Raw genomic sequence first — 20823 nt, 5'->3', positions numbered from 1 at the left:
TTTAGGATAAGCCCCGAAATCTTCGAAAGAAGACTAGGGGTTTTCTCTTGCCATAAAACTCAATATTAATTATAATATGAAAATGGAGGGAGTAATGGAAAATTTTGATCAATACTACGAATTTATATTAAATAGGGGAAGTACAAACGGGGGTCATAGTTTAGAGAAAATAAAAAGTCTCTTAGAATATTTTGATAACCCTCAAGATAAGATAAAAGTAATACATATTGGAGGAACTAATGGCAAGGGATCTACTGCCAATATGATCGCCAATACACTTTCAATGAAAAATACGGTCGGCCTATTTACTTCGCCATATATGACCAAGATAAATGAAGCTATATCAATTTCTGGAGTTGATATAAGTGATGAGGATTTTGCAGAAATTATTGATAGGTTGAAGAAGCCTTTGGAAGAACTAGATGAAAAAGGCCTCCACAATTCTTATTTTGAAGTCTTGACTGCTATAATGTATATTTATTTCTATGAAAAAAAGGTAGATGTCGCTGTGGTAGAAGTTGGACTAGGAGGAAGTCTTGATTCAACCAATATCATAAAAAATCCGATAGCCTGTGTCATTACCACTATCTCAAAAGATCACATCCAAATCCTAGGAGATAGCCTAGAAGAAATAGCCCAAAACAAGGCGGGAATTATAAAAGATAAGTCAGAAGTTTTTCTATATCCTAAGGAGGGTGCTGTAGAGGAAGTTTTTATAGAAAAAGCACGAAATACAGAAAGCAGGATCCATACTTTTGATAAGACAGAGGTAGAAATTATAAAGACAGGACCTGATTACAATGAGTTTTCTTTTAGGTCTTATAAGAATATTAGGACAAGACTTGTTGGAATCCATCAGATATATAATGCGGTAACAGCTCTTATAACTTTGGATTTCCTAAAAGATGAGTTTTCTATCTGTGAAAAAGATATTTATGAAGGCTTATTAACTACGAGAAATCCTGGCAGGCTTGAACTTATAAATAAGAATCCAAGAGTTTTAGTCGACGGATCTCATAATAGAGAAGCCATAGATGCCTTGATTGATTCCATATCTTCTTACAAATATAGAAAGCTTATCGTAGGATTTTCCATATTGAAGGATAAGGATTATGATTATGTAATTAACTCCTTGGCTAAAATCGCTGATGAAATCATAGTTACAGGAATAAAAGATAATCCTAGAGCCTTTGACACTGATGAACTTTATAGCTTAGTAAAGGATAAAGCAAAAAGGTCAATAGAGATCAAAGATCCAATAGAAGCTTATGAGTACTCCAAAAAAACAGCGAGTGAAGACGACTTGGTTATTTGGTGTGGTTCCTTATATTTGGTGGGAGATATATTAAAACACGAAAAAAGCTCCTTAAAAGGGAGCCTAGAGTAAATCTTTGATTTGAGTAAAGAACATAGAGGGGCTAAGTTTTTCTGATCCTCTCTTTTTTATTGATAGAATATGGAGATTCTTCTTAGCTCTGGTCATTGCAACATACATTACTCGCCTTTCTTCCTCGATTTTCTTTTCTATGTCTTCATTATCTACAATTATAGGAAACTCGTTTTTTACCATGTTGATTACAAAGACATTATCATATTCCAAGCCCTTAGACTTATGGATGCTTGAAAGGATCAAGTCAGAATTAGAAGATGAGAGCTTCTTTTCTAGCTTGTCTTTCTTGTTATAAAAGTCTTCTATAGTCTTTAAATTTTTTGTAAAATTAACCATTGATTCAACGAAGAGATCTTTATTTACGACTTCTTCTCTGTACTTCTTACTGAAATTTGATATATAGGACTTGTAGTCCATATATTTATAGATATAGGATATCTTCTTATCAAGACTTAGCTTTCTTATATGTTTTAATTGTTTTTCCTTTTGGACTAGGGTTTCTATCTTGTAATCTTCTAGGTCCGTTTCATAGAGAGCTTCAAAGACATTTTTATTAATAGACTTAAAGGATAGCCTATCTACTTCTTTTTTCTTAAGAAAAGTCCCTATCTTATAATAAATCTCGCAAAAAAGGTCGAGTCTATCAAAATCATCAGAAAATTCAATAATATTAAATAAATCATCTATAATTCTTGACTCAAAGAAGTCGAGACTAGAAATATTAATAGAAAAGTCGATATCATCTTCCATTAGAAAAGAAATAATATTTACTGCTTGGATATTATTCCTAAATAAAATTGCGTTTTTTTCTCCTTTTTTTATATTATCAATAATAAATTTGTATTGGTCCCTGACGTTTCTTAGACTTTTTATGGAAATAATTCCTTGAAAATCGTTTTTAGTGAACAAATCTTTAAGATAACGATTCTTATTGATATCAATAAAGGCCTTGGATAAATTTACGATATTGTTTGAAGACCTGTGATTTTCTGTCATCTCTATGATTTTTAAATTTGGGTATTTGCTTTTTAAATTGAGTAAGTAGGATACATCTGCAGCTCTAAATGAGTATATAGACTGGTCATCATCTGCTACTATCATCAAGTTATTTAAGGGAGCTGCGATTTTTTCTATAATTTTAAATTGAATTAGAGAAGTATCTTGGCCTTCGTCTACTTGTATATATCTATATTTTTTTCTAATAGAATTTAAAAGCCTAGGGTCATTTTCAATTAACCTAAGGGCCATAACTTGCATATCGTCGAAATCTATATAGTAATTTCTTATTTTAAAATTCTCGTAAGCCCTATAGATTTGAAGACAGTTTTTGACCTTGGTGTCTTCTAGATAAGTATCATCTATCATGGCATTTTTCATATAAGAAGTTAATCTAAAAAATTCACTGAGATCTTCTTTTGATATTTTTTTATTATTAATCTTAAAATAAATCTTACCTATTAAATCATATTTATTATAAAGGTCATCTGATTCCAATAATCTTAGATTTCTATTATTTTGTTTGAGATAATTTCTAATAATGAGATAGCAAAAGGCGTGAATGGTCATAAAATTTGCATCAGATGAATTGTATCTATCCTTCATATCTAGGGCCTGGGATTTAGAGAAGGTTATGGTAAGGATATGCTTTGGATCAACTGTTCCTGATAAGAATTTAATTCTTTCCAAAAGCATGGTGGTTTTTCCTGCTCCAGGGCCAGCAAGGACCAAAATCGGACCATCTTTGTGCCTTAAGGCTAAATTTTGTTGGCTAGTTAGTTTCATATCTATATTTTATCATATTAATTTCTTTAAATATATGTTAAAATATAAGAAGAAGAAAAAATAGATGGGGGAAATAATGCTTACACAAAATTTTTTGAAATCAAGAACATCAACTAGAGACTTTAAAGAAGATAATTTATCAAGCAAAGTAGTAGAAGAATTAAATAAGGAAATGGAAGCTTCTGCTGCAGAACATGGAAAAGAAGACATCAAATTCTTACTATTAACAGATGGTGATGAAGTCTATCAAAAACTCCAGGGTCTAGCAGGCTACAAGGGAGTTATGATCAAGGCACCAAGCTATATTGCTTTGAATACCCTAAATGACAAAAAAGAGACCTATGTCAAGGCCGCTTACGCAACAGAAGAGCTCATCACTAAATTAAATGAACTTAAGCTTGGCAATTGCTGGATTACAGTAAGTGAGGTAGAAGAAGATATCAAAAAATCTGCCTTCAACTATACAGAAGGTGATGTTTCAATACTTTTAGCCATCGGCTATCCAATAGATGATACAGTAAGAGAGCACAAGTACTACGACAGACTTGCAAACTCAGACTTGGTATATATAGATAGCTTTGAAAATCCTGCAAGTGATGAGGATCTTGAGCAAAGAGGCCTTAATAGTATCTTCGATTATGCGAAATATGCTCCATCAGCATACAATTCCCAACCATGGAGATTCCTAATAGAAGATGATAAACTTTCAATCTATATCAAAGACTATGCAGGCAATGTAAATTTAATAGATGCTGGTATAATAATGTATTATATTGACGAATTAGGAAAGACAATTTCATCTAATAGCAAGTGGGACATCAAACCAGTTGTTGATGGGAAGGAATATACCTATATCGCAAGTAAGAATTTATAGAATAATGGGCGCTCAAGCGTCCTTATTTTAATGAAGGAGTTAGAATTGATAAGATTATATACAGAAAAAGATTTTGAAAAGATGAGAGCTGCAGCAGAAATTCTCTGCCAAACTCATTTAGCTATAAGAGAAGTTATTAGAGAAGGAATAACGACTCTTGACCTTGATAAATTTGCCAATGAGTTTATTACAAAACACAAAAGGGCAATCCCTGCCCAATTAGGTTATGGTGGTTTTCCATTTACCCTATGTATTTCAGTAAATGATGAAATATGCCACGGCTACCCAACAGACTATGTCCTACAAGAAGGAGATATTGTTTCAATAGATAATGTAATAGACCTTGATGGCGGTCTTGCTGATTCTTGCTGGACTTATACAATTGGAAAGATGAGTGAAGAAGATCAAAGATTAGTCGACGTGGATCTAGAATGTCTAAAAAGAGGAATAGAGGCTGCTGTTGTTGGAAATAGAATAGGAGATATCGGAGCTGCTATTCAAGAATATGTTGAAGATGAAAATGGATTTTCTGTTATAAGAGATTTTATAGGTCACGGAATAGGCAAGGAAATGCACGAAGATCCACAAGTTCCCCACTACGGCAAGGCAGGAAGAGGACCTAGAATCGAAGCTGGCATGGTATTTACTATTGAGCCAATGATTGCAGCTGGTGATTGGAAGATGAAAGTTGACGATAACGGTTGGACAGCGAGAACAAGAGATGGGTCCAAATGTTCACAATTCGAACACCAACTAATAATCCATGAAGACGGTCCAGAAATAATAACTGATCAAGATAAGTACAAGTTAACAGAAGAGGACCTGGACTTTATAGAATCTTATAAGAAAAGAAATAATATATAGGAAAAGCACGGCATAGGGCCGTGCTTTTACATATCTTCTAAAGATATTTGGTTTTTGTATTTTTCTTTTTCTTTCATTTTTTTGTTATAACAAGATCTGCACAAGGGCTCGTATAAGTCTTTTGAACCAATTTGGATACGAGATTCATCCGTGGTCTTTCTGTAAGAGGCCCAAGCATCTTCACCACATGAAGCGCAAATTGCGTGGTGCTTTACTAGCTCGTCAGCTATAGGCATGATTTCTTTAATAATCTCAAACGGTTGGGTCTTATAGTCCATATCAAGTCCTGATACAACTATAGTTATCTTCATCGCCATTAGTTCGTTAAATATATCTATAACTTCACTTGGATTATTAGGGAAGAATTGTAATTCATCAATTCCTATACAATCTATATCGTTATTTTTAGCGTATGTTAAGATTTCTTTTAGGTTTTCGACCTTATGAGCGTCCAATTCTAGGTTATCGTGGCTTACAATTTTCCTCTCGTCATCTCTGTTATCAATCGATGGTTTAAAGGCTACGATTTTATAATTCGCTATCCTCATCCTATAAAGCTCTCTCCAAAGAGAGGTAGTTTTTCCTGAAAACATGGAGCCTGTGTGGACTATTAATCTTCCTTGCTTTTTCATAGTATCCCTATACATTAAACTTAAAGTTGACTACATCTCCATCTTGCATGATGTAATCTTTTCCTTCTTGCCTTAATAGACCCTTTTCTTGTGCCTTATGGATTGAACCGGATTCTACTAAGTCTTCATATGAGACTATTTCTGCCTTGATAAATCCCCTTGATATATCAGAGTGGATTTTACCAGCAGCATCTACTGCCTTTGTTCCATTTGTGATAGTCCAAGCTCTTGTTTCCATTTCTCCAGTTGTCAAAAAGGACATTAGGTTTAGTGTCTTATATGAATCCTTGATTACCTTATCTGTACCAGATTCTTCAAGGCCAAGCATAGCTAAGAACTCCGCTCTTTCTTCTTCATCTTCGATTTCGGAAATTTCTTGCTCAATTTTAGCAGAAACTACAGAAACTTCAGCTCCTTCGCTTTTGGCAAACTCGCGAACCTTATCTACATAAGGATTTCCCTCACCATCATTTGCAGCGTCTTCTTCGTTTACATTACATACATATATGATTGGTTTGGTAGAAAGAAGCTGATAAGCTCTGAGCATTTTATTTTCTTCTTCATTTAAGTCTAATATTCTTGCGGATTTGCCTTCTTCTAGAACTTCCTTGATTCTTTCTAGAAGCTCAACTTCACTTCTTACGCTTTTATCACTTCTTGCGACCTTTTTCTTTTTCTCTAAGACCTTATATACTAGTTCAAGATCAGAGAAAATCAATTCAAGATTTATAGTTTCAATATCTCTTAATGGGTCAACTGATCCATCTACGTGGGTTACATTAGCGTCGTCAAAGCATCTTAAGACTTCAACTATTGCTTCTGTTTCTCTAATATTAGATAAGAACTTATTTCCAAGTCCTTCACCCTTGGAAGCACCCTTTACTAGTCCTGCTATATCATAAAACTCTACAACTGCTGGAACTATCTTTTTGCTAGAGCTCATTTCTGATAGAACTTCTAGTCTTTGATCAGGCACATTTACAAGACCAACATTTGGATCTATAGTCGCAAATGGATAGTTGGCAATAAGAGCACCTGCTTTGGTAATGGCGTTGAATAATGTTGATTTTCCAACATTAGGCAAGCCTACTATTCCTAATTTCATTTAATCACTCCATCCACTTTTTTATTTTTGCAATGATTATATTATAATTGTTTTAAGAGAAATATCAATCAGAATATAGGATGGCTTATCGTAAACAGTCGCTTGTTTAATCTCTTTTTTGAAATTAATTATGTAAAGAGATTATTATTAGTATAATATATTTAGATGATTACTAAAAGATTTTAAGGAGAAAAAAATGAATATCAACGAACGATTAGAAAAACTTAGAAATCTAATGAGAGAAAGAAATATAGATGCTTATATAGTTCCAACTTCTGATCCGCACCAGTCAGAATATTTATCTGATTATTACAGGACTCGTGAATTTATATCAGGCTTTACAGGATCAGCTGGAACAGCTCTTATAACTATGGATGAGGCACTTTTATGGACTGATAGCAGGTATTTCCTACAAGCTGCTAAGGAACTTAAACATTCTGAGTATAAATTGATGAAAATGGGAGTAGAAGGTGTTCCTAATCTAATCGAATACTTAGATGAAAATATAGGAGAATTTGGAAAGATAGCCTTTGATGGCGAAAACTTCTCAGTAAAAGCCTACAAGGACCTAAGCGAAAGTATGGGTGCAAGGATTTTAATCTCTGATGTTGATTACATCTCCCAAATCTGGACTGATAGACCAGGCTTAAGAAAAGATAAAGCTTGGCTTATGGAAGATAAATATGCAGGTGAAAGTATCTCTGAAAAGCTTCTTCGTCTTAGAAATATAATGGCAGACAATGGTTATGATTATACATTTATAGGATCACCTGAAGATATTTGCTATTTTTTAAATATTAGAGGTAACGATATTGATTACAATCCTGTTCTTTTGTCATATTCTTTAATATCGAAAGATGAAGCATATTTGTGCATAGATGAAGAAAAAATTCCTGGAGAAGTTAGAGATTATCTTGAAGATAATGGTGTTAAATTATATGCCTATGAATCTATCTTTAAGCTATTAAATAATATACCAGGTAAGAATAGAATCTTTCTCGATCCTGAAAGAACAAATGTTGCTATATATGATAGCATAAATTCTAATGTTAAGGTAAGCCTCGGCACAAATATAACAACTGATATGAAGGCAATAAAAACTGATGTCGAAATAGAAAATATCAAAAAGGCCTATATTAAAGACGGTATTGCCTTGACTAAGTTTTTCGCTTGGCTTGAAGTTGGGGCAAAGACTGGAAATTTAAATGAGCTTTTGGCAAGCAAGAAACTCCAAGACTTAAGAAAGGAAGATGAATCCTACATTGAAGATTCCTTCGAAACAATAGCAGGTTATAGGGAAAATGCAGCTATAGTTCACTATGCGCCACAGGCTACAGGATCTAAGACAATCAAAAATGAGGGGATGATCTTAGTTGATTCTGGTGCCCACTATAAAGAAGGAACTACAGATATCACAAGAACTGTAGCACTAGGAAGGCTTACCGATCAGGAAAAAACTGATTATACCCTAGTTTTAAAATCATTCTTAAGCCTATTTTTGGCAAGGTTTAAGGATAAGATTAACGGTCAGAGACTAGATGCTATAGCAAAATATCCTTTATGGCATGCAGGAAAGGACTTCTTCCATGGAACAGGCCACGGGGTAGGCTTTGTACTTACTGTACATGAGGGTCCACAAAGAATTTCAGAAAGAGATGATAGCGAGTTTGTTGAAAACATGACTACATCAATCGAACCAGGTCTTTATATAGAAAATTCTCATGGAATAAGAATTGAAAATGAGGCTTACGTAAAAAGAGCCATGGAAAATGAATTTGGAAAGTTTAATCAATTTGAAAGTTTAACATATGTTCCAATAGATATACGACCAATTAAGACTGAAATGCTAAACAGAGACGAGATTGATTGGTTAAACGAATATAACAAGACCTGTTTTGAAAAGTTAAGTCCATATCTTGAAGGTGCGGAATTAGAATATTTGAAAGAGAGTTGTAAAGCAATTTGACGAAAAAACAGATTAAAGATAAGTTAAAAGAACTTCCAGACCTACCTGGCGTTTATATAATGAGAAATGCCGAAAATGAAATTATTTATGTAGGCAAGGCCATTTCCCTAAAAAGAAGAGTACGCCAATACTTTGACAATAATAAAAACAAGGGGGCTAAGGTCCTTGCCATGGTCAAAAATATCGACCATTTCGAATATATTATTGTTCAAAATGAGGTAGAAGCCTTAGTTCTTGAGAGCAATTTAATCAAAAAAAACAGACCTAGATATAACATAGTTCTAAGAGATGATAAGCAATATCCTTATATTAAAATCTGTAAGGAGAAATATCCTAGAATAAAAAAGGTTAGGCAAGTTGTAAAGGATGGGGGACGATACTTCGGACCCTTTCCTGACGCTTATGCGGTAAACGATGCTATCGACTTATTTCACCTATATTATCCTTTTAGAACTTGCAATCTAAACTTCGATAAAGGGGCAAGGCTTGATAGGCCCTGTCTAAATTATTTCATCCATAAGTGCAAAGGACCTTGTATAGACAAGGAAGATGAGGAAAGATACTTAGATCATATAGACGACGTTGTGAAGTTTTTAGAGAATAAATCAGAGAAAATCCCGAATTGGGTCTTAGCTAAGATGGAAGAGTCAAGCAAGGAATTAAATTTCGAGATGGCTGCGAAATACAGGGACTATTATAGGGCCTTATCTGTGATTTCTGAAAGACAGAACGTTACAGAAACTGGTGGAGATGACCTAGATATCATAGCCATGAGTAAGGGAATGAATTCTATTATTATCCAGGTTTTCTTTATGCGTATGGGTAAAATCGTCGATAGGGAACACTTCATAATCAAAAATGATTTTATGGAAACTGATTCAGACATTATGTCTTCCTTCATCAAACAGTTTTACCTAGATATAATGTATGTCCCTAAAGAAATTCTAGTTCAATATATGCCAGATGATCTTGACTCTATTAGCGAGTTCTTATCTAGAAAGAAAAAATCCAAGGTTAATATTCACAATCCAAAACTCGGAAAGAAAAAAGAACTAGTTGATATGGCAAGCCGTAACGCTCTTGATATGAGGATTAAGTATGATAAAAGGGTTGAAAGAAAAGAAAGGAAAAAATCTTCTGGTATAAATCAGCTCATGGATATACTTAATCTCAAAGATGTATTTAGACTTGAATGTTATGATATATCCAATACTTCGGGAGTCCTTTCGGTTGGATCGATGGTGGTCTTTGAGGGAGGGATTCCAATTCCCAAAGAATATAGGAAGTTTAAGATAAAGACTGTTGTAGGTAGCGATGATTATGCTTCCCATAGAGAAGTTCTTACGAGAAGGCTAAAAAGAGGCTTAGAGGAGAAAGAAAAGGGGAATACTCAAACTGGATTTGGATCCCTACCTGATTTGATTTTGATGGATGGAGGAAAGGGACAAGTTTCCATAGCAAAAGAAGTTATAGATAGCTTGGGGCTATCTATAGAAGTTGCAGGACTTGTAAAGGATGATAAGCATACTACAAGGGCTATAGTCTACAACAACGAAGAAATCGCCATAAACAGGAGAGATCCTGTCTATAAGCTTATCTATGAAATCCAAGAAGAGGCTCATAGATTTGCAATTAACTATCATAGAAAGCTGATGCAAAATACAATGAAGACGTCAGAGCTTGATAATATAAAAGGAGTTGGCGAAAAGACTAGGAAAAATCTATACAAGCATTTTGGGACTATTTCAAATATAAAAAAGGCAAGTGTTGAAGAGTTAATGGAAGTTGACTTGGTAGGAAAAGTCCAGGCCTTAGAAATATACAAATACTTTAGACTGAAAGGATAGATATGGCAAATAGTACAAGTATAAGCGATTTTAGCGAACACATAGACAAAGAAATTACAAGCGGAATAGATGATAAGACTGTTAAACTAAGTAAAATTGTAGAAACCTTAAATCTAGAGATAGTTCATAAGTCAAGTGATTTTGAAGAAATAGAGCTTGAAAGTGCGGAAGTTAATAGACCCGGACTTCAACTTACAGGATATCTAGAAAAATTTCCCCACAAGAGGCTTCAATTGATTGGTTCAGTAGAATACACTTATCTGACAAGTCTAGATTCAAGGATGCAGTATGAAAGATTTAGGGGAATCCTATCATATAAAATTCCAGCAGTCATCTTTACCTATGACAAGGAAATCAATCAAGATATAGAGGATTTGTGCGACTACTATGATGTTACTCTATTAAGATCTCCACTAAAGTCTACAAGATTGATATCCAAGCTATCAGATGAACTAGAATACCAACTAGCTAAAACCAGTAATGTACATGGGGAGCTTTTAGAAGTATATGGTGTTGGAGTCCTAATAATGGGAAAATCATCTGTAGGAAAGAGTGAAACTGCCCTTGATCTTGTAAACAGAGGCCACAGACTTATAGCAGATGATATGGTCGACATCATTTCCGTAAATAATAAACTTTCTGGAACTTCACCAGAAAACATAAGGCATTATATGGAAATAAGGGGGCTTGGAATAATTAATGTAAGAAGGCTATATGGTTCAGGTTCTGTAAAGACAACTACAGGAATTGATTTGGTAATAGAATTAGAACAATGGAAGGAAGATTACGAATACGATAGGCTTGGTCTAGACGATCACTTCATAGAGATTCTAGGTGTCAAAGTTCCTCATCTAGTAGTACCAGTTAGGGCTGGAAGAAATCTTGCTATGATTGTTGAAGTTGCCGCAATGAATCAGAGGGAAAAAAATCTAGGATATAATGCTGCAAAGGTTATGACTGACAATATATTTAGACAAGCTGCAGGTAGAGATCCGGATAATCCTGTAAACAATTCAATAATAGAGGATTATAATAATTTTTGATTTGATTTTCCACAAAGCATGAATAATAACTAAGGTAAATGTTAAGATTAGGACAATTTAGAAAATTATGATGTAGAATAAATCATCTTAGCTAAAATCATAAAATTTCCAAATATCCCTTGACAATTCTTTCAATAAACTTTATACTTTAAATAGTGTTAACGATATTTGTTACTAATATTATAGGAGGTCTTAAATGACAGTTAAAAGAGCTATGAAGACTATGGATGGTAACACAGCAGCAGCTCACGTATCATATGCGTTCACTGATGTTGCAACAATCTATCCAATCACACCTTCATCACCAATGCCAGAAGCAGTAGATGTTTGGGCTGCTAACGGTAGAAAAAATATTTTTGGTAGACCAGTTGAAGTAAAAGAAATGCAATCTGAAGCAGGTGCTGCAGGAGCAGTTCACGGAGCATTAGCAGCAGGAGCACTAACTACTACATATACTGCAAGTCAAGGATTATTACTAATGATCCCAAATATGTACAAAATTGCAGGTGAAAGATTACCAGGTGTATTCCACGTTGCAGCAAGAACACTTGCAACACACGCACTTTCAATCTACGGAGACCACTCAGATGTAATGTCAGCAAGACAAACAGGTTTTGCTATGCTTGCATCATCATCAGTTCAAGAAGTAATGGACTTATCTCCAGTTGCTCACTTATCAGCAATCAAAGGAAGCATCCCATTTGTAAACTTCTTTGATGGATTCAGAACAAGTCACGAAATCCAAAAAATAGAAGTTTGGGACTACAAAGACCTAGCTCCACTTGTTGATATGGAAGCTGTAAATAGATTTAAAAACAATTCACTAAACCCAGAAAGACCAAAAACAATTGGTACAGCTGAAAAGAACATCTTCTTCCAAAGAATGGAATCAAGCAACAATGCTTATGAAGATATCGTTGGTATAGCTGAAGATTACATGCACCAAATCAATGAATTAATTGGTACAAACTACGAATTATTCAACTACTACGGTGCAGATGATGCTGAAGAAATCATAGTAGCTATGGGTTCTGTATGTCAAGCAGCAGAAGAGACAATCGATGCCCTCCTAGCTGAAGGCAAAAAAGTAGGTATGATTGAAGTTCACCTATATAGACCATTCTCTAAAGAACACCTACTAAAAGCAATTCCAAAAACAGTTAAGAAAATTGCTGTTCTTGACAGAACAAAAGAAAAAGGATCAATCGGTGAGCCACTACTACTAGATGTTAAATCTGCTTACTATGATCAAGAAGATAAACCACTAATTATCGGTGGTAGATACGGTCTTTCATCTAAAGATACAGTTCCAGCTGATATCGAAGCAGTATTTGAAAACCTTGCTAAAGATGAACCAAAAGAAGACTTCACAATCTCTATCAACGATGATGTAACACACAAATCACTTGAAAGAACAGACCTTAAGATTAGACAAGAAGGTACAACAAGATGTAAATTCTGGGGATTCGGATCTGACGGTACTGTTGGAGCTAACAAACAAGCTATCAAGATCATCGGTGATAATACTGACATGTACGCACAAGGTTACTTTGACTATGACTCAAAGAAATCAGGTGGTCTAACAGTTTCTCACTTAAGATTTGGTAAAGACCCAATCAGATCAACATACCTACTTGATGAAGCAGACTTCATGTCTTGTTCAAAGGTAGCTTATGTTAACCAATACGACCTACTCAAAGGCCTTAAAGATGGTGGTAAGTTCTTACTAAACTGTGCATGGACAGATGAAGAATTAGAAGAACACCTACCAGCAAACATGAAACGCTACATTGCTGAACATGATGTAGAATTCTACACAATTGACGCTTCTCACTTAGCAGCTGAAATTGGTCTAGGTTCTAGAACAAACATGATCATGCAATCTGCATTCTTTAAACTAGCTGACGTAATTCCGTTAGAAGATGCCGTTAATTACCTAAAAGACTCTATAGTTAAATCTTATGGTCACAAGGGTGATGACATTGTAAACATGAACTACAAGGCAGTTGATAGCGGAATCGACGCAATCCATAAAGTAGAAGTACCAGAAGCATGGAAAGATGCTGTTGATGAAAAGAAAGAAGAAAGAGAACTTCCAGAATTCATCAGAGAAATTGTTAAACCAATGCTTGAACAAAAAGAAGACGACATCCCTGTATCAGCATTCGTTGGTAGAGAAGATGGAGCTTTCGAATCAGGTACAACTCAATACGAAAAGAGAGGTATCGCTCTTAACGTTCCAGAGTGGCAAATAGATAACTGTATCCAATGTAACCAATGTTCATACGTTTGTCCTCACGCAGTAATTAGACCTTTCTTAGTAACAGAAGAAGAAAAGGCAAACGCACCAGAAGGTTTTGAAACTAAAAAAGCTATTGGTAAGGGCATGGAAGGATACGAATTTAGAATCCAAGTTTCTCCATTAGACTGTACTGGATGTGGAAACTGTGCAGATGTATGTCCAGCTCCAGAAAAAGCTCTTCTAATGAAACCATTCGAAGATGAAGTTGAAAAAGAAAAAGAAAATTGGTATTACGCTCACGAAGAAGTTGGATACAAAGAAGACGTTATGGATCCAATGACTCTAAAGGGCAGCCAATTCAAACAACCATTACTTGAGTTCTCAGGTGCTTGTGCAGGTTGTGGTGAAACACCATATGCTAAGCTTGTAACACAACTATTTGGTGATAGAATGTACATTGCAAACGCTACAGGATGTTCATCAATCTGGGGAGCAAGTGCACCAGCTATGTCTTACACAAAGAACTCTTGTGGACAAGGTCCAGCTTGGGGTAACTCACTATTTGAAGATGCTGCTGAATACGGTTATGGTATGAAACTTGCAGCAGATGCTAACAAGTCATTACTAGAAACATACATGAATGACTTCCTAGAACTTGGTCTTGATACACCATTTAACGAAGCATTCAAGGCTTGGTTAGAAGGAAAAGAAACTGTTAATACTTCTAAAGAAGCAACAGCTAAGATCATGAAACTTAAAGAAGAAACAGTAGATAGCGAAGAAGGTAAAGACCTACTTGATAAGATTTTCCAACTTAAAGATTACATGATTAAGAAATCAATCTGGATCTTTGGTGGTGACGGATGGAGCTACGATATCGGATTCGGTGGAGTTGACCACGTACTTGCAAGTGGTGAAGACATCAACATTCTTGTATTCGATACAGAAGTTTACTCTAACACAGGTGGACAATCTTCTAAAGCTACACCATTATCTGCAGTAGCACAATTTGCTGCAGCTGGTAAAAAGGTTAGAAAGAAAGACCTTGGTCTAATGATGACTTCTTACGGTTATGTATACTGTGCACAAGTAGCTATGGGTGCTAACCAAAACCAAACACTTAAAGCTCTAAAAGAAGCTGAAAGCTACAATGGTCCATCACTAGTTATAGCTTATGCACCATGTATCAACCATGGTATCAGAATCGGTATGGGTAAATCACAATACAGAGAAAAACAAGCTGTTGATGCTGGTTACTGGCACTTATGGAGATTTGACCCAAGACTTGCTGACGAGGGCAAAAATCCATTCCAACTTGATTCTAGAGAACCAAAAGAATCATTCCAAGAATTTATTCAAGGTGAAGTAAGATACTCATCACTAAAGAGATCCTTCCCTGAAACAGCTGACGAGCTATATGCTGAAGCAGAAAAAGCTGCTAAAGAAAGATATGAAACATATAAGAGATTAGCTGGAAAATAAGAATAAAATTTTCAAAAACCGTCATTAATTTGACGGTTTTTTTCTATTGTTCAAAAATCTTTACCAATTTTATTATAATTAATGTATCGTTTATGGTATAATCATAATAAAAAGGTAATAGACTTACTGATCATACTGGAGGTATCATGACTATTAAGTATGTTAATAATTTAGGAAAAGTAACCATTGATGATTCACTTATAACCAATATTACTGTAGCAAGTGTAATGCAATCTTATGGGGTTGTAGGTCTTGCTAGCCAATCTGCAAAAGATGGAATATATGAGCTTTTGAGAGTAAACAATATGCAAAAAGGAGTTCATATCAAAAGACTTGACAATGGTACAATATCTATCAATATTTCTTTGTTCTTGAAATATGGTGTTAGGATTCCTGTAGTTTGTCAAAATATAATTGAGAATGTAAAGTATAATGTTGAAAAATCCCTTAAGGTAAGAGTTGCCGAAGTAAATATTTATGTTCAAGGGATCAACAAATAGGAGTATAAATGAAAAGTATTGATGCAAATAAACTCCAACAAATGATTATTGGAGCTTATGAATATTTAGATGAAAACAAAGATTTAGTTAATGAGCTAAATGTATTTCCAGTACCAGATGGAGATACTGGTACCAATATGTTTATGACTATTAAATCAGGTCTTGATAAAGTTAATAAGTCTGGGCTGACTTCTGTTGAAGAAGTGTCTAAGTCACTTAGCCAAGGAACACTAATGGGAGCTAGGGGAAACTCTGGTGTTATCCTATCTCAGCTAGTTAGAGGAATGTCAAAGACTCTAAAGGGTAAGGATATAATCTATGCAACTGATATTAGAGAGATATTTATAAATGCAAGTAACACAGCTTACAAGGCTGTTATGCAACCAACAGAGGGAACAATCCTTACTGTAGCCAATAAAATGGCTGAAAAAGCTAATGAAGTATTCGAAGAAGAAATAGAATTGGACGATTATCTTATAGAAATTATTGGAGCGGGCCAAGTAGCTTTAGATAACACCCCTAACCAATTACCTGTTCTAAAAGAAGCTGGGGTAGTGGATTCTGGTGGACAAGGATTAATTTTCCTACTAAGAGGTGCATTAAATGCCCTAAATTCAAATATAGATAGGGATATTAATTTATCTAAAGAAAAAAATGATGACGACTTTACCTATAAGGTTGAATTTGAACTTGCAGGCAATGAAGCTAACCTTATTTCTTTAGATGAAAACCTTAAAAGAATTACTATAGACTATGAATCTGATTTAAATAAAGACACATTAAAATCATCTTTTAAGACTGACAGTCCTCAAAATATTGTTCAGATGATTTTGATGGAAGGTGTGATACTAAAAATCACAGTGGAAAATTTAAATCCTGAAGTAGAAATAATCGAAAAAAATAATGATATTGCTGAAAAGAAATATGGATTTATAGCTGTATCTAGGGGAGAAGGCTATAATGCTATTATGGAAAGCATGAACATAGATAAGGTTATAGCCGGTGGTCAGACAATGAATCCATCTACCGAAGACTTATATAAGGCAGTTGAAGAAATAAAGGCTGAAAATATTTTTATCTTCCCAAATAATAAGAATATTATTATGTCTGCAAAGCAAGCTGCTGAAGTTTCAGATAAGAATGTATTCGTTGTTGAGACAAGATCAATACCTGAGTCCTTTAGTGCTATTCTTGAATTTGATGAAGCTATAAGTCCTGAAGAAAATCTAGAAAATATGAATGAAATTATAGAAGATATTCATGTTGCGGAAGTTTCAATATCTATTAGAGATACAAGCGTCAACGACATAAAGATAAGAAAAGACGATTATATTGGGATACTTGATGGAAAAATTGTCGCTACTGATTCATCAATAGAAAAAACTTGTGAGGAAACTATAGCAGACATTATAGATGAAGACGATATTTCCTTGATAACTATTTATTATGGTGAAGATATAGAAAAAAGGAAAGCTAAGGAGTTCTCCAAAAAATTAGCTAAAAAGTTCAAGGATGTAGACTGTGAATTAGTCTATGGTGGACAACCAGTTTACTACTATACGATCACACTTGAATAATGGATTTAACAGCTCTAAGGGGCATAGGAGATAAGAAGAGTAAGGATTTCAAGAGGCTTGGAATATCTTCTGTATCAGACCTGTATAACTACTATCCACGTGAATATGAGGATAGGAGTAAACTTAAAAATATAGTAGATATAGCTGATAATAATAAACATTTTTTTATCTGGAGGATATCCAGCAGGCTATACCAGAAGAATTTTGGTAAAATGACCATTTCTTATGTCTATGTCTACGAAGAAAAATCTGAGTTCGGTAAGATAAGGCTTATCTGGTTTAACGATAGATTCACACCTAGAAGGCTTGTTAGGGGAAGAGAGTATAAGTTTTATACATCAGTTTCTAAGAAGAACGCTTTTTATGAAGCTGGGAATCCTTTATTTTGTGATATAGATGATGATGAAATAGGCTCTATTGTATCAATTTACCCTCTTACAAGAGGAATTAGCAATAAACAAATTAGACAATTTATGGGGCAAGCTCTGGCATACTTTGATAAAAGAGAAGAAATCTTGTCTGATAATATCTTAGAAGAATTCAGTTTAAATAAAAGATGTGAAAATCTCAGAGAGATACATTTTCCTACTTCTATTGCAAATTTAACTGAGGCAAAGAGTCAGATTAAATTAGTTGACTTACTAAAGGATTTGTGTTTCTTGGATTTTCTCAAAAAAATGACTAAGTTTAGCCAAGATACCCATCTATCTTATAAGATAGATAATATTTTGTCTGAGCTTTCTTTCACACTTACCAGGAGTCAAAGGAAGGTTTTAGAAGAAATCTTAGATGATTGCAATAGTCCTTACACTGCTAATAGACTATTGGTGGGTGATGTAGGAAGTGGAAAGACAATAGTTGCTATAGTAGTTATGATAATTTTTGCCCTAAACGGATATCAGTCTGCTATGATGGTACCAACTGAGCTTTTGGCTATTCAGCAATTTGAAAAAAATATTGAGCTTTTTGATAAATTTAATGTAAAAGCAGCCTTACTCACTGGAAGCAGTAAGGATAAGGAAGAAATTAAGAAAGCTATAAAAAATGGAGAAATTGATATCCTTATAGGTACTCATGCTCTCATAGTCGAAGATGTTGAATTTTATAATTTAAAATTTGTTGTTAATGATGAGCAACACAGGTTTGGTGTAAGTCAAAGACAAATGCTAGCCCTAAAGGGAGAGGTTGTAAATTATCTTACAATGACAGCGACCCCTATCCCTAGGACCCTATCTCTTAAAATATCAGAAATTATCGATTTGTCTATAATAAATGAGCTTCCTAAGGGAAGAAAACCTATAGAAACTAAACTTTTAGGATCTGATAAGATTGAAATTTTGTATGAAAATATAGAGCGTACTATAAAAGAAAATAGACAAATATATGTGGTAACTAATAATATAGACTCAGATGATAAGAATTCTTTGGAAAATTTATATGGAATTTATAAAAAAAGATTTCCTCAATTTAAAATATCTATCCTCCATGGAAAGATGAAGGCTAAGGATAAGGAAGATATTTTAGGAGATTTCAATGATGGGAAAATCGATATATTGCTTGCTACTACGGTCATAGAAGTTGGTATAGACGTAGCTAATGCGAACACAATGATTATTTATAACGCTAATAATTTCGGACTTTCAACACTTCACCAGCTTAGGGGAAGAGTAGGTAGGGGAGAGTATGAATCATACTGCTACTTAATTTCTGATAACCCATCACCATCAAATAAATTAAATATATTAGTAGAAAGCAATGATGGATTTGAAATAGCTAAGAAGGACTATGAAAAAAGAGGTGGTGGCAAGATCTTATCTTATTTACAACATGGCAAGAATCTATCGACTGTTGATTTTTTAAATATGAGTAAGGATGAAATTGAGAAATGTTTTAAGATATATGAGAGGCTCAAAGATGGTAACTACCAAGGAATCGATCTTACATATGTCGAAGAATATTTTAGAGAAAATAAAAGGATTATTTTAAACTAATGAGAGTTGTAGCAGGAAAATATAAGGGCTTTATCTTGCAATCCCCAAAGTCAAGTTCATCAAGACCCACTGATAATAAAGTAAAAGAAGCTATATTTGATATGCTTTACCCATTTAGGAAAGAATATACTGCCTTGGACCTATTTTCTGGAACTGGGCAGATGGGAATAGAGTTTCTATCTAGAGGAGCTCGTGAAGTTTTCTTTAACGAAAGAAACTCCTCCACTTTTTCTATCCTAAATAAAAATATAGAGAAAGTTAAGGCTTCTAATGTAAGGGTAGATAGGCTTGATTTTAAAAAAGCTTTGAAAAAATATAAGGATTGTGGGTGTAGCTTTGACTACATATTTCTAGACCCTCCTTACGAGGGTGGTTTAGTAGAGCAATCTATTAAGCTGATATTAGAATATGAATTATTGGCCGATGAAGGTATAGTAATAACAGAATCTGATAGAGAATTAGATTTTTCTTATATAAGAGAATTGACTCTTATTAAGGCAAAATCTTATGGAAGGAAACAAGTAAACATATATAAAACAAATGAAAGTTATTTATCCAGGTAGCTTCGACCCATTGACTCTTGGTCATATTGATATAATCAAAAGATTATCAAAGATGTTCGATGAAGTTGTCGTAGCTGTATTAATTAATGAACATAAAAAATCAGTCTTTTCTTTAGAAGAAAGAGAAGCAATTATAAAAGAGCAAATGATTAAAGATGGAATTGATAATGTAAGTATTTCATCTTTTGATGGCTTGTTAGTAAATTTTGCAAAAGAAAACGACATTAAGATAGTTGCAAGAGGTTTAAGAGAAGTTACTGACTATGAGTATGAGAAAAACATAGCTATGTTTAATTCAAAACTTATGGACGGTCTAGAGACTATATTTCTTTTAAGCGATCCTAACTATTCCTTCATAAGTTCAAGTGGAGTGAGGGAAGTTGCAGCATTTAAGGGGGATGTTTCTTCTTTTGTAAGCAAAGAAGTAGAAGAGAGAATCAAAGAGAAGTTTCAATATTAGGGGGATGTTATGGCACAAAATAAATTGATTAACTTGATTAATGAGATGGAAGATGTGATGGATGAATCATCGTCTGTACCATTTTCAAGAAAAGTTTCTGTAGATCCAGATGAAATCTATGAATTATTAAATGAGATGAAAGATGCTCTACCAGAAGAAATCAAGCAAGCTCAATGGGTAACTGATGAGAAAGATAGGATTATTGGTGAGGCCAAGAGTGAAGCTGACAGCAGATTAAATGAAGCAGAAAATGAAATTAATAATATCAAAGAGCAAGCTAGAAATAAATTTAGACAATTAGTTTCAGAAAATGAAATAACTAGAGAAGCTAGAAATGAAGCAGAAAGAATAATCGAAGAAGCTAATATTGAAGCTGATAAGATTAGGCAACAATCTTATGCTTACGTAGATAGATTATTCCAAGGCTCTGTTGAAAACTTCAGTCAACTCGCTAACCAACTAGAGAAGAATAGAAGAACAATACTAGAAAATAAATAAAACTTAA

General features: G+C 34.2%; 16 protein-coding genes. 13 read left to right on the top strand and 3 right to left on the bottom strand.

All coding sequences use genetic code 11. The annotated features are described in order from the left end of the window. The first annotated feature begins 94 nt into the window (after window positions 1-94). On the top strand, window positions 95-1387 hold the full coding sequence (locus C7D97_RS02985) for a bifunctional folylpolyglutamate synthase/dihydrofolate synthase (RefSeq protein WP_105300646.1): 1293 nt from the start codon (window positions 95-97) through the stop codon (window positions 1385-1387). On the opposite strand, the gene C7D97_RS02980 is transcribed toward C7D97_RS02985, so the two are convergent. Next, a complete protein-coding gene (locus C7D97_RS02980) occupies window positions 1379-3172 on the bottom strand; it encodes an ATP-dependent helicase (RefSeq protein WP_105300645.1) in 1794 nt (597 codons plus the stop codon). The genes C7D97_RS02985 and C7D97_RS02980 overlap by 9 nt on opposite strands. Window positions 3173-3248: 76 nt before the next feature. Between C7D97_RS02980 and C7D97_RS02975 the strand changes: the two genes are divergently transcribed. Continuing rightward, on the top strand, window positions 3249-4046 hold the full coding sequence (locus C7D97_RS02975; RefSeq protein ID WP_105300644.1) for a nitroreductase family protein: 798 nt from the start codon (window positions 3249-3251) through the stop codon (window positions 4044-4046). 45 nt (window positions 4047-4091) lie between these two features. After that, window positions 4092-4910, top strand: a complete 819-nt coding sequence (map, locus tag C7D97_RS02970) for a type I methionyl aminopeptidase (RefSeq protein WP_105300643.1) — start codon at window positions 4092-4094, stop codon at window positions 4908-4910. A 26-nt stretch (window positions 4911-4936) separates the two neighbouring features. Here map and C7D97_RS02965 read toward each other — a convergent pair whose 3' ends face one another. Together C7D97_RS02965 and ychF are read right to left on the bottom strand one after the other, a co-directional pair. Then, complete coding sequence (locus tag C7D97_RS02965) at window positions 4937-5542, bottom strand: thymidine kinase (RefSeq protein ID WP_105301848.1); 606 nt, start codon at window positions 5540-5542, stop codon at window positions 4937-4939. A gap of 7 nt (window positions 5543-5549) precedes the next feature. Next, window positions 5550-6647, bottom strand: a complete 1098-nt coding sequence (gene ychF / locus C7D97_RS02960; protein WP_105300642.1) for a redox-regulated ATPase YchF — start codon at window positions 6645-6647, stop codon at window positions 5550-5552. A gap of 196 nt (window positions 6648-6843) precedes the next feature. Between ychF and C7D97_RS02955 the strand changes: the two genes are divergently transcribed. The 10 genes from C7D97_RS02955 to C7D97_RS02910 all read left to right on the top strand — a co-directional run bounded on the left by C7D97_RS02955 (window position 6844) and on the right by C7D97_RS02910 (window position 20816). Further along, a complete protein-coding gene (locus C7D97_RS02955; RefSeq protein ID WP_105300641.1) occupies window positions 6844-8613 on the top strand; it encodes an aminopeptidase P family protein in 1770 nt (589 codons plus the stop codon). Next, complete coding sequence (gene uvrC, locus C7D97_RS02950; protein WP_105300640.1) at window positions 8610-10460, top strand: excinuclease ABC subunit UvrC; 1851 nt, start codon at window positions 8610-8612, stop codon at window positions 10458-10460. The genes C7D97_RS02955 and uvrC overlap by 4 nt, the downstream gene beginning before the upstream one ends. A 2-nt stretch (window positions 10461-10462) precedes the next feature. Continuing rightward, on the top strand, window positions 10463-11503 hold the full coding sequence (hprK, locus tag C7D97_RS02945) for an HPr(Ser) kinase/phosphatase (protein ID WP_205408048.1): 1041 nt from the start codon (window positions 10463-10465) through the stop codon (window positions 11501-11503). 196 nt (window positions 11504-11699) lie between these two features. Beyond that, window positions 11700-15227: a pyruvate:ferredoxin (flavodoxin) oxidoreductase gene (nifJ, locus tag C7D97_RS02940; protein WP_105300639.1), complete on the top strand. Its 3528-nt coding sequence runs from the start codon at window positions 11700-11702 to the stop codon at window positions 15225-15227. A 146-nt stretch (window positions 15228-15373) separates the two neighbouring features. Next, window positions 15374-15727, top strand: coding sequence for an Asp23/Gls24 family envelope stress response protein (locus tag C7D97_RS02935; RefSeq protein ID WP_105300638.1), 354 nt, complete (start codon window positions 15374-15376; stop codon window positions 15725-15727). An 8-nt stretch (window positions 15728-15735) separates the two neighbouring features. Next, on the top strand, window positions 15736-17304 hold the full coding sequence (locus C7D97_RS02930; RefSeq protein WP_105300637.1) for a DAK2 domain-containing protein: 1569 nt from the start codon (window positions 15736-15738) through the stop codon (window positions 17302-17304). After that, window positions 17304-19295 carry an ATP-dependent DNA helicase RecG gene (locus tag C7D97_RS02925; protein WP_105300636.1) on the top strand — a complete coding sequence of 664 codons (1992 nt, stop codon included), beginning with the start codon at window positions 17304-17306 and terminating at the stop codon, window positions 19293-19295. Before C7D97_RS02930 ends, C7D97_RS02925 begins: the two co-directional genes overlap by 1 nt. Next, window positions 19295-19858 (top strand): 16S rRNA (guanine(966)-N(2))-methyltransferase RsmD, encoded by a 564-nt coding sequence (gene rsmD, locus C7D97_RS02920; protein WP_105300635.1) that lies wholly within the window; start codon window positions 19295-19297, stop codon window positions 19856-19858. The genes C7D97_RS02925 and rsmD overlap by 1 nt, the downstream gene beginning before the upstream one ends. Beyond that, entirely contained in the window at window positions 19836-20318 is a 483-nt protein-coding gene (coaD, locus tag C7D97_RS02915) for a pantetheine-phosphate adenylyltransferase (RefSeq protein WP_105300634.1), read from the top strand. Before rsmD ends, coaD begins: the two co-directional genes overlap by 23 nt. Before the next feature lie 9 nt (window positions 20319-20327). After that, window positions 20328-20816 carry an ATP synthase subunit B family protein gene (locus tag C7D97_RS02910; RefSeq protein ID WP_105300633.1) on the top strand — a complete coding sequence of 163 codons (489 nt, stop codon included), beginning with the start codon at window positions 20328-20330 and terminating at the stop codon, window positions 20814-20816. Window positions 20817-20823: the final 7 nt, after the last annotated feature.

It is taken from the genome of Anaerococcus marasmi (assembly GCF_900290195.1).
Classification (GTDB): Bacteria; Bacillota; Clostridia; order Tissierellales; family Peptoniphilaceae; genus Anaerococcus; species Anaerococcus marasmi.
This window is presented reverse-complemented; position numbering and strand designations above follow the sequence as displayed.

What these genes read in the sequence shown, in the direction of transcription:
- C7D97_RS02985 (WP_105300646.1), top strand. Translation starts at nt 95, where the DNA reads ATGGAAAATTTTGATCAATACTACGAATTTATATTAAATAGGGGAAGT.
- C7D97_RS02980 (WP_105300645.1), bottom strand. Translation starts at nt 3,172, where the DNA reads ATGAAACTAACTAGCCAACAAAATTTAGCCTTAAGGCACAAAGATGGT.
- C7D97_RS02975 (WP_105300644.1), top strand. Translation starts at nt 3,249, where the DNA reads ATGCTTACACAAAATTTTTTGAAATCAAGAACATCAACTAGAGACTTT.
- C7D97_RS02965 (WP_105301848.1), bottom strand. Translation starts at nt 5,542, where the DNA reads ATGAAAAAGCAAGGAAGATTAATAGTCCACACAGGCTCCATGTTTTCA.
- ychF (WP_105300642.1), bottom strand. Translation starts at nt 6,647, where the DNA reads ATGAAATTAGGAATAGTAGGCTTGCCTAATGTTGGAAAATCAACATTA.
- C7D97_RS02955 (WP_105300641.1), top strand. Translation starts at nt 6,844, where the DNA reads ATGAATATCAACGAACGATTAGAAAAACTTAGAAATCTAATGAGAGAA.
- hprK (WP_205408048.1), top strand. Translation starts at nt 10,463, where the DNA reads ATGGCAAATAGTACAAGTATAAGCGATTTTAGCGAACACATAGACAAA.
- nifJ (WP_105300639.1), top strand. Translation starts at nt 11,700, where the DNA reads ATGACAGTTAAAAGAGCTATGAAGACTATGGATGGTAACACAGCAGCA.
- C7D97_RS02935 (WP_105300638.1), top strand. Translation starts at nt 15,374, where the DNA reads ATGACTATTAAGTATGTTAATAATTTAGGAAAAGTAACCATTGATGAT.
- C7D97_RS02930 (WP_105300637.1), top strand. Translation starts at nt 15,736, where the DNA reads ATGAAAAGTATTGATGCAAATAAACTCCAACAAATGATTATTGGAGCT.
- C7D97_RS02925 (WP_105300636.1), top strand. Translation starts at nt 17,304, where the DNA reads ATGGATTTAACAGCTCTAAGGGGCATAGGAGATAAGAAGAGTAAGGAT.
- rsmD (WP_105300635.1), top strand. Translation starts at nt 19,295, where the DNA reads ATGAGAGTTGTAGCAGGAAAATATAAGGGCTTTATCTTGCAATCCCCA.
- coaD (WP_105300634.1), top strand. Translation starts at nt 19,836, where the DNA reads ATGAAAGTTATTTATCCAGGTAGCTTCGACCCATTGACTCTTGGTCAT.
- C7D97_RS02910 (WP_105300633.1), top strand. Translation starts at nt 20,328, where the DNA reads ATGGCACAAAATAAATTGATTAACTTGATTAATGAGATGGAAGATGTG.